10 protein-coding genes are annotated in these 8,088 nt (G+C 58.9%); 3 read left to right on the top strand and 7 right to left on the bottom strand.

From position 1 onward, the window contains the following. Positions 1 to 154 (top strand): bifunctional ornithine acetyltransferase/N-acetylglutamate synthase (locus VGG64_11515; protein HEY1600225.1); only part of this gene is annotated, 154 nt, incomplete at its 5' end. A 22-nt stretch (positions 155 to 176) separates the two neighbouring features. Here the strand turns inward: VGG64_11515 and VGG64_11510 are convergent. Next, complete coding sequence (locus VGG64_11510; protein HEY1600224.1) at positions 177 to 1,052, bottom strand: hypothetical protein; 876 nt, start codon at positions 1,050 to 1,052, stop codon at positions 177 to 179. Positions 1,053 to 1,571: 519 nt separating this feature from the next. Here VGG64_11510 and VGG64_11505 point away from each other — a divergent pair. Further along, positions 1,572 to 1,856, top strand: coding sequence for a hypothetical protein (locus tag VGG64_11505; GenBank protein ID HEY1600223.1), 285 nt, complete (start codon positions 1,572 to 1,574; stop codon positions 1,854 to 1,856). Next, positions 1,813 to 2,187: a hypothetical protein gene (locus VGG64_11500; GenBank protein HEY1600222.1), complete on the top strand. Its 375-nt coding sequence runs from the start codon at positions 1,813 to 1,815 to the stop codon at positions 2,185 to 2,187. The genes VGG64_11505 and VGG64_11500 overlap by 44 nt, the downstream gene beginning before the upstream one ends. A gap of 225 nt (positions 2,188 to 2,412) precedes the next feature. On the opposite strand, the gene VGG64_11495 is transcribed toward VGG64_11500, so the two are convergent. From VGG64_11495 to VGG64_11470, 6 genes are all read right to left on the bottom strand, one after another. Continuing rightward, complete coding sequence (locus VGG64_11495) at positions 2,413 to 4,479, bottom strand: tetratricopeptide repeat protein (protein ID HEY1600221.1); 2,067 nt, start codon at positions 4,477 to 4,479, stop codon at positions 2,413 to 2,415. A 489-nt stretch (positions 4,480 to 4,968) separates the two neighbouring features. Further along, positions 4,969 to 5,304: a hypothetical protein gene (locus tag VGG64_11490; protein ID HEY1600220.1), complete on the bottom strand. Its 336-nt coding sequence runs from the start codon at positions 5,302 to 5,304 to the stop codon at positions 4,969 to 4,971. Between the two features lie 89 nt (positions 5,305 to 5,393). Then, on the bottom strand, positions 5,394 to 5,657 hold the full coding sequence (locus VGG64_11485; protein HEY1600219.1) for a hypothetical protein: 264 nt from the start codon (positions 5,655 to 5,657) through the stop codon (positions 5,394 to 5,396). 10 nt (positions 5,658 to 5,667) lie between these two features. After that, positions 5,668 to 6,462 (bottom strand): Bax inhibitor-1/YccA family protein, encoded by a 795-nt coding sequence (locus tag VGG64_11480; GenBank protein HEY1600218.1) that lies wholly within the window; start codon positions 6,460 to 6,462, stop codon positions 5,668 to 5,670. Positions 6,463 to 6,728: 266 nt separating this feature from the next. Continuing rightward, positions 6,729 to 6,995: a hypothetical protein gene (locus tag VGG64_11475; GenBank protein ID HEY1600217.1), complete on the bottom strand. Its 267-nt coding sequence runs from the start codon at positions 6,993 to 6,995 to the stop codon at positions 6,729 to 6,731. Continuing rightward, positions 6,996 to 7,892, bottom strand: coding sequence for a DUF1559 domain-containing protein (locus VGG64_11470; GenBank protein ID HEY1600216.1), 897 nt, complete (start codon positions 7,890 to 7,892; stop codon positions 6,996 to 6,998). Positions 7,893 to 8,088 lie beyond the last annotated feature (196 nt).

Below are 8,088 nucleotides of genomic sequence, written 5' to 3'. Positions count from 1 at the left end.
CGAGTTCGATCGCGCGGCCGTGTCGCGTTCGATTCGCGAAAACCGCGACACACTTGTGCAATTGACCTTTGGCGAAGGGACGGCCCAGACCCGATTTTGGACGACCGACCTGACCGCCGAATATGTCAGACTCAATGCCGACTACACCACCTGACGCATAGAACCGCCACGCCAATCTATCGCCCACCGGAGGTGGTGGGCTTCATGACGGTCTTGCGTTGACTATTCGGCGTCGCCATGGCCCGCTCTGTGTCGCCGTTGCGTTCCACGGCCGTGAGTGTCAATTGGTTGGCGATGTCAGCGAATTCGTCGCGATCCTCGTCCGAGATCTTGGTCAATTGCGCCGTAAGCTGCTGCAGCGCCCGCGGCCTGCTTTCGGCACTGCGAGATACCATGGCCATGAACGAGGCGGTCTCGCGGAAGTTGTGATCCGCGGTTTTGCCTACCAGCGGCTGGAATGTCCGGGCAACGATTTCCAGCCCCACGTTCTTCAATTGTATAAACGTGTCGAGCCGGCAGGTGATGTAATACCTGTTATTCGGTTCGCGGACGTAGCCGGTTTTCAATATCAACAGGCATTTGCCGTGTACCGGGTTCACGAACATCGGCCCTGTGTAGGCCCCCTCGGCATACATAATGTGCGTGTCGAAGCTGCGATATAGATACTCGACATGCCCCTCTGTGCCGACGCCATCGTTGGCGCGATACGTGTCGGGGCCAGTCTTTTCCAGTCGCATATCGCTGACGTCCATCACCTCCCACATATTGACGACCAAATCCGGATGCTCGACCAGAAACAAATACATGTTCGGGTCGCATTCGATGACCTGAGTAGGCAGCCGGCGAAAAATCGACACCTGCTGCAGTACAGAGGCAACTTTTTGTTGCCCATCGGGTGTCAGCTTGTCTTGCGGAATGATCCGCGTCGCGTCGTCGCGTGCCGAGCGTGACGTGCTGGCGCCATTGTCCGGCTTGGCAGCCTGCGCAACCGTCCCGATGCCCATCACCACGCAAAAAAAAGCCAGCCGAGCTGTCAGTGTCGGCACATGCATGTGCCACCAACCATGCCACCGTCGCGTGAGCCGGTGAATATCTCGTGCAATGTCTACGGCCCAGAGCCACTCGCTACGAGCCGTCCGTCTGCCCACGGCGCGAGGTTTGCGCGGCCTGCGGATCCGTGCATGCGCGCGGTCCTGCATCGCCATCATCCGATGTTCGTCCACAGAGTCCCCCCCTTCAGGAACTGCACGGAGCCCGAGCCAGCGCCGCAAGCGTGATGAGCGCCGTGGCCGCTGAACCGGAATCATCCGAGCCAGGACTTGCCCGGCCTTGATGATTATTCGGCTTTTGACTGTCGCGGAGGCCAGAGAATTTGGCGGTGCTGTGCGGGGGGCCGCTGGCAGCCGGTGCTGGCGGCAATGAAACAGCCACAACTTTGGCTACACGGCCCCGAGCGGCAGCCCATGCGCAGCCGCGAATTAGTGGCCCGTGCCACTGGTCGAAGTACCATAGCCGCCATGCTAGCACGGGCTATGGCATTTCATGTTGTTCATTGGATCAGAGGCGCGATGATGAAGTGGGGCAATCAACACGTGGTCGTCATCGCCGCACGTCTCGCATCGTTCATGTTGCTGGCCGTCGTCGATCGTTCCGCTGCGCAGGAGTCGGCGAAGTTACCGATTCCCTCGGCCAGCGCCCAGCAAAAGGCGCGGCACACGGTACTCGAAATCCACGATGGCGAGTATCGGCAGGCGAAAAGCGCGACGCAAAAGGCGGACCTTGCCAAGAAGAGACGACCCCGCATGACGATTCATGCTTTTTTCCATCGCCAGAGATATCGCCGTCGGCCTGGGTGACACCGCGTTGGCCATTACCGCGATTGACGAAATCGACGGCTTCTATAGGGCGGACATCCCAGTGATAAAGGCCGACATATTCGCGGCCATTGCGAAGTCGGCCTCGTCGACAACTCAGAATCTCGGATTAGCCGAAGCTGCGTTGAACGCCGTCGAAGGCGCCGTTGCCGCCGGCGACTTCGACAATGCCCGGCAAATGGTCCAGACAGGGCAAGCCGCTGCCCGCAAAGCAAAGAATTCGGATCTCGCCAAACGTTTAGATATGAGAAGCAATGATAAAAAACGACTCTCTTCACGCAGAGGCACGGACAACACCACGCACCGAAACTAGGGAGGCGGTGCTGCCCCGTACAATCGGCGACGGACCGGCCAGCGTTGCCGCGACTGATCGCAAGCTCGGCCACGCCGAAAGCGCCACGGTGCGTGCTACGAACGGGCCGCAATGAGGACGAAACATTGACAAGAAAACAAATTACAAGCCTTACAAAACTGCAAGGTGTCGCGGTCAGCCTAGTACGCGCAGCCGAGGCGAGCGAATGAGGGCGGATGAGCGCAGTCAGTTCCGCTGGCGGTATTCCGTTAACCACCGTTCGATCTGCTGCACCTGCGCCGTGAGTCCTGCGGACCGGGCCAGGGCCAAAGCCCGTTCGGCCATGGCAATGGCATCCGAGGATCGGCCGGTTTCGGCGTAGAGCATGGTCAGCTTCGTGCGCGCCTCGAGATAATCGGGTCTCAGCCGGACGGCCTGCTCGAACTCGGTGATGGCCTCCGACAGCCGGCCGGTGCTGGTTAGCGCACTCGCCAGATTGTTGCGAAGCAGCGCCGAATCAGTCCCCAAGTTGAGCGCAAGCAGGAAATGTTCGATGGCCTCTTGTGCCCGTCCCGCGCCCTGCAGCGCCCTTGCCAGATTGTTTTGCACGTCGCCGGAGTTTGGTTTTCCTTTCGCGACCAGAGCCAAGTGCTCGACCGCTTCCGGCGACCGGCCCACGTTGATGAGGGCAATGCCCAGGGCGTAGTGAGTCTCGATCGCGTCTGGCCCGTGCAGCGCTTTTTCCAAATGCTCGATGGCATCTTGCGAGCGATTGAGATTGACGAGCGCGACGGCAAGCCCGTAATGGGCCTCGGCCGAGTCGGGGTCAAGCCGCAGCAATTGCGCCATGCATTCGACGGCCTCTCCGTAACGTCCGGCAGCGTTCAGCGCGCCACCCAAATTGATGTAAGCGATGGCATCATTGGGGCTGTGTCGCACCGTATCCTCCCACAGCGTGACGGGATCGCCATAGGCCTCGAGCCGGTGCGCGCTCGCTACACTCAGGACGATGGCCCACACGACGGTGGCTGCGATCGTAACTGTGACAGGTCCGCGGTCGAGTGCAGGATCATACGATGCGGGAGCGAACGCCCGTAGCGTTTTCTGCAGCAGCGCATATCCTCCGATGATTACGAGTGCGAGAATCGCGGCCAGCGGAAGGTACATGCGACGTTCCGCGGCGACTTCCGTAATGATCGGAACCACGATCGTCGGCGACAGGATCAAAAATACGCAACCGCACACGAAGCCCGCTGCCGTGCGGCGCGCGAGAAGCACGAGCGTCCCTATGCCCGATAGCCCCACGAACACGAGCCAGGGCCAAGCCGTAGCGAGCGTACCCAGATAAGGGACATCGTAATGGATCACCAGGGGCCAGGGCCAGACGACCAGCTGCAAATACATCGCCAGCACTTTGGCTTGCGTGAACCACCAAACATAGGCCGGGATCTCCAGATCGAATCCGGCCGATGCGGAGCGAGGCCCGCCGTGGTTCAGAATCAGCAACGCCGACCAGCCGAGTGCCAGGAGCATGTAGAGCGGCCACGATTGTCGCAAGGCGCGCTGAAACGATCCGGTAACGAACGTGCGTTCGAAGAGCAGTACCACCAGCGGCGCCGAGACCATTACTTCCTTGCAGGCCATTCCCAGCAAACAGGCGACGCCCGCGACCGTCGGCCAGACCATGCGCCCACGGGACGATGTGGCGCCGAAGTACCGCAGGCTAGCGTAGAGTGTGGACAGGTAGAAAAACCCCATCATCAGCTCGGTGCGCTGGGTGATGTATTCGACGGCTTCGGTCTGTAACGGGTGAACAAGCCAAACGATCGCGACCAGCAGGGCCAGGAGCCCTGCCATACGGTCGAATCGCCCACCGAAGTAGGGCAATCGCGACGTGCGACGAACGATCGCACATAACAGCGTCGCGGACAGCACGTGCATCACCAAATTGAAGACGTGATAACCAAACGGGTCGACCTGACCGAAGTGGTAGTTGATCGCCAGCGATAGGTTTACCAGCGGTCTACCCGCGGTGGACGACCCCCAGGGCGCGACCAGTGGGCCACTGTCTCCAGAGGCACCAACGAGAGGCCAAAGCCTGGTGATCGAACGATTTTTGAGAACCGACAAGAAGTCGTCGAAGATGAACGAGCAGTGTAGGGCTCGGCCATAGACGGCGAATGCCACGGCACTCAGAACGGCTAGTGCTGCCAATCCTTGCCTAAAGCCCTCGGGCAGCCGCGGGCGCGTCAGCGATGTGCCAGTGTCCTGCCGGGCCGCGGCCTCTCGCCGGCGCTTCTTACGAGTGGACATGTAAGGATGGTCCGAGAGATTCGATGCGGCGCGCCTTCATCAGCGAGCTTGGCTCATTAAAGTGCAATGCTTCGCAATTCGGCGATTGCGTTATTTAATCCGGAACCCGTACAGATCCGCGTCCAGCAACTCGATGAAGAGCGCCACGCTGCGGCCCCGCAGATCATTGAGGCTCGACCCGTACTTTCTCGGACCGGCGATCATTGCCGCTATCAGTACAGTCGCTGACGCCTCTCAAGTGTTGCAAACTTTTTTTCAAAGTTGCTAAAGCAACAAATGGTGTGGCAGCATTGTAGCCGATTGACGGCCAAGCGGCGAGCAGCGCTGCTGGTACCGAGTAGCCTTGAAAACCAATCGAATTGAAGACGAGCAATGCTATTCGTGATTGAGCAATAACCCCTGAAGGGCACACCCAGGCAATGTGTAGAAGTCCTCGTTCCTGGGGTTAATTCGCTACGAACGAAACCGCGTGTCCTGACAAGAAAGCGGTCAAACGATCGCGGGATAGTGGGTTTTGAACCAGTCCTCGACATCGGGGGCAAATTGCCTCACTGCCTTGAGCAATGCAGCGGCGTTGGTCTCGGTTATACCGCCAGCGAAGTTGTATTCCGTCGTATTGCGCGACCAGCACCCGTCGAAATACACCGCCTGGTTTTTGAAGGCTGGCTCCGCCGTCTCCAGGGCCATGAAGGTGTTGTAGTGGTGACCGCCGGTGGATTTAGGCCGGTAGCCCCTCGCACGCACGACGATCAGCGACAAGGTGCGGGCAGCATCATTGGTGAGTACGAAGCGGGGCATCGGCCGACGAGCCGGTCGATGCGACATCGTTGAGGCTGCGGGTGACGATCGAGCACAGGTTACCCAACAGGTTACCCAGCTCCGCCTTGCTCGGCGGTTCCTTGTCCACGCGGTTGTCAGCCAGCAGCTTTGCCCAGGTCATCGCTGCGCCGAGGCTTGTCCAACTCGCGCGTCAGGAAATGATCCTTGGCCTTGCGCTTCTTGTTGAACTCCTGCGCCTCGACGCGACCCTGCAACCGCTCGTAAAGACGGCAATGCCGGTCCACGCCGCCGGAACCGCACGTCACTTTGTCGCACACGCGATCGCGGTGCAACAAAAAGCCCACGCCGCGCTCGAGCGACGTGGGCCTGAATTCTTTGCCACACAGAGTAACAGCCAATGCCGGCAACTCAGTCGCGTCCGCGGAGCTTGACGAGCAAACGCAGGATCTCCATATACAGCCAGACCAGCGTCACCAGCAGGCCGAAGCCGCCGTACCATTCCATGTACTTGGGCGCGCCCTGCGCACAGCCGGTCTCGATGAAATCGAAATCGAGCACCAGATTCAGCGCCGCGATGACGACCACGAATGCCGAGAAGCCAATGCCGACCCAGCCCGCTTGATAGATCGCGGGAATGCCGACGCCGAAAAAGCCCAGCACCATCGTGGCCAGATAGAACAAGCAAATGCCCCCGGTGGCCGCCACGATTCCCAACTTGAATTTCTCGGTCGGACGAATGATGCGCGTCGCATATGCGGTCAACAAAGCCGCGAACGTGCCAAAGGTCAGCGCCACCGCCTCGGGCACGATGCCGGGATAAATGTACTGAAACATCGCCGAGAAGCCACCAAGAAACACTCCCTCGGCCAGTGCATACACAGGCGCGGTATAGGGCGAGACAGCCGGCTTGAACACAGTGATCAAAGCCAGAATCATGCCGACGATCGCTCCGCCGGCGATATAGCCCATGATCCCTGGCGGAACTTGCGACAGCTGCACCGAACCGGGCCGGACGTTGGCGACATTTGCAACGTCGTATCCCTGCATCGCCTGATGCCACGTGAAGGCGGCCCCGACCATGAGGATGCCCAACAGGATGGCCGTCTTGGCGACCGTCCCTTGCAACGTCATCACGGTGGAACAGCTCGTGTCCCGAACGCTAAATACCGCTGCGTTCAACGCAGGATTACTTGTACGCATCATGGCTCACTCCGTGCATGGAGGGTGATCGGACTGCGGAGAATACGACGCCGGTCAATACGCCAATATAGGTTATTTCTGGCACACGGTGCAGGGCGAGACGCGAACGGCGAAGCCGATCGATCGCTATTCCACCGCGGCAGAGCGAAATATCACGGCCAGTAAGCGTATTACAAGCTTGTGCACATTAACCGCCAAGGTCCAAGACAGCGTGGTTTCGTTACAGCAGATGTGTGGAGTGATGGGACTGCGATGGGCGGTGTCTTAGCCTACTCGATTTCCGTGATGTCGCCGTCCGGCTTGACTTCCACGTCGTGGACCTTCCCGTTCTTGGTCCTGCCCGTGATTTCGTATACACCACTGCGTTTGATGGTAACCGTCTCGAACTTGATGTCGGGGAAATTCTTCTTGGCCGCCGCGTTGGCCGCTTTCATCACGACCTCAGGGACATCAGCGAGCGTTATCGGCTTGTCTTGCTTCACTGGCGTTTTGTTGCATCCAACGACCACGATCAACAGGCAGAGGAAAAAACGCATTTAGTAGGCTCCCGAAACGACTTCACCGGTACCACGTGTGGACATCGCGCAGTAGGTGTTGTAGTCGATGCTCATTGGTATGAAGCTACAATGTCCATCGGCGAATAGAAAATTAGCCCCGCTACCGTGAAAACTAAAAAACTGGTTCACGTCACTGTGCGGGTCACCCGGTGTAGCGTTCTCACCGGCATGGCCTAAGACCATCCCGGTACCATTCTCGGGATGAGCATTTCCTACGTCGTCTCCATCATCGTCGAATAGAATCGCACCTGTCACTGCCCCAGCCCAGGTTGCCACACCAAGGAAATGCGATCGCTCTCCTACCGCCAAGGTCTGCGCCGTGCCGTCGGTTATGTCTGCAATGCGCACTTGGCTGTTGCGGTAAAAAAGGCCGTCACCATCAACGCCGGGCTCTGTTGAGCCATACACTCCCACGTAGTTGGACGGGGCAACCTCGCATATCAAAGCAACCGGGTTACCGAGGGTATCGCGGCTCATGGCAGGCCACGACAGGCTGACGGTATCCGATGGGCAGAGGTACGAAGGCACGTTCGCCACGCGAACGCCGTTGAGTGGACTTTCGATAGCCAGATTGAAATGGATCACATTGTAAATCGGGGTCTGTTCCATGTGCGGCAGAATGGCCGCGGCCCATCCCCACCCCGGCCCTAAATCGTTTCCACTACTGTCAAATTTGGAAATATAGCCGGCTGGCAAGACACCGTTGGTGTCGTGATAGTTGATGAGGGCAATGCCAATTTGCTTTAGATTGTTCGTGCATTGAGTGCAACGAGCCGATTCCCGCGCCGCCTGAACGGCGGGCAGCAAGATAGCTATCAAAATGCCGATGATAGCAACGACAACCAAGACTTCGACTAGCGTGAAGGCACGACGCATGCATAGACTCCTTTGTTGCCGCGAGAATACCACACAGGCGGTCGAAGCCACAATGAGGTCCATGCTGCGTCCCACCCGCAGTCGGCTCCGGTACACTCTACGCACACTGTTCGTGGCGGTAACGGCGCGGCGTGCCTACTCGGTTGGGTGTCCTACAGCAGGCATTGGATTCGACAGCGGCATGCCTTTTTGAAAC

It is taken from the genome of Pirellulales bacterium, from assembly GCA_036490175.1.
In the GTDB taxonomy this organism is placed as follows: domain Bacteria; phylum Planctomycetota; class Planctomycetia; order Pirellulales; family JACPPG01; genus JACPPG01.
The sequence above is the reverse complement of the archived record's forward strand: the minus strand, read 5'-3'. Positions and strand labels throughout refer to the sequence as shown.

Excerpts from the sequence above, each read along its gene's own strand:
- VGG64_11510 (HEY1600224.1), bottom strand. The coding sequence starts at position 1,052 with ATGCATGTGCCGACACTGACAGCTCGGCTGGCTTTTTTTTGCGTGGTG.
- VGG64_11505 (HEY1600223.1), top strand. The coding sequence starts at position 1,572 with ATGAAGTGGGGCAATCAACACGTGGTCGTCATCGCCGCACGTCTCGCA.
- VGG64_11500 (HEY1600222.1), top strand. The coding sequence starts at position 1,813 with ATGCTTTTTTCCATCGCCAGAGATATCGCCGTCGGCCTGGGTGACACC.
- VGG64_11495 (HEY1600221.1), bottom strand. The coding sequence starts at position 4,479 with ATGTCCACTCGTAAGAAGCGCCGGCGAGAGGCCGCGGCCCGGCAGGAC.
- VGG64_11490 (HEY1600220.1), bottom strand. The coding sequence starts at position 5,304 with ATGTCGCATCGACCGGCTCGTCGGCCGATGCCCCGCTTCGTACTCACC.
- VGG64_11480 (HEY1600218.1), bottom strand. The coding sequence starts at position 6,462 with ATGATGCGTACAAGTAATCCTGCGTTGAACGCAGCGGTATTTAGCGTT.
- VGG64_11475 (HEY1600217.1), bottom strand. The coding sequence starts at position 6,995 with ATGCGTTTTTTCCTCTGCCTGTTGATCGTGGTCGTTGGATGCAACAAA.
- VGG64_11470 (HEY1600216.1), bottom strand. The coding sequence starts at position 7,892 with ATGCGTCGTGCCTTCACGCTAGTCGAAGTCTTGGTTGTCGTTGCTATC.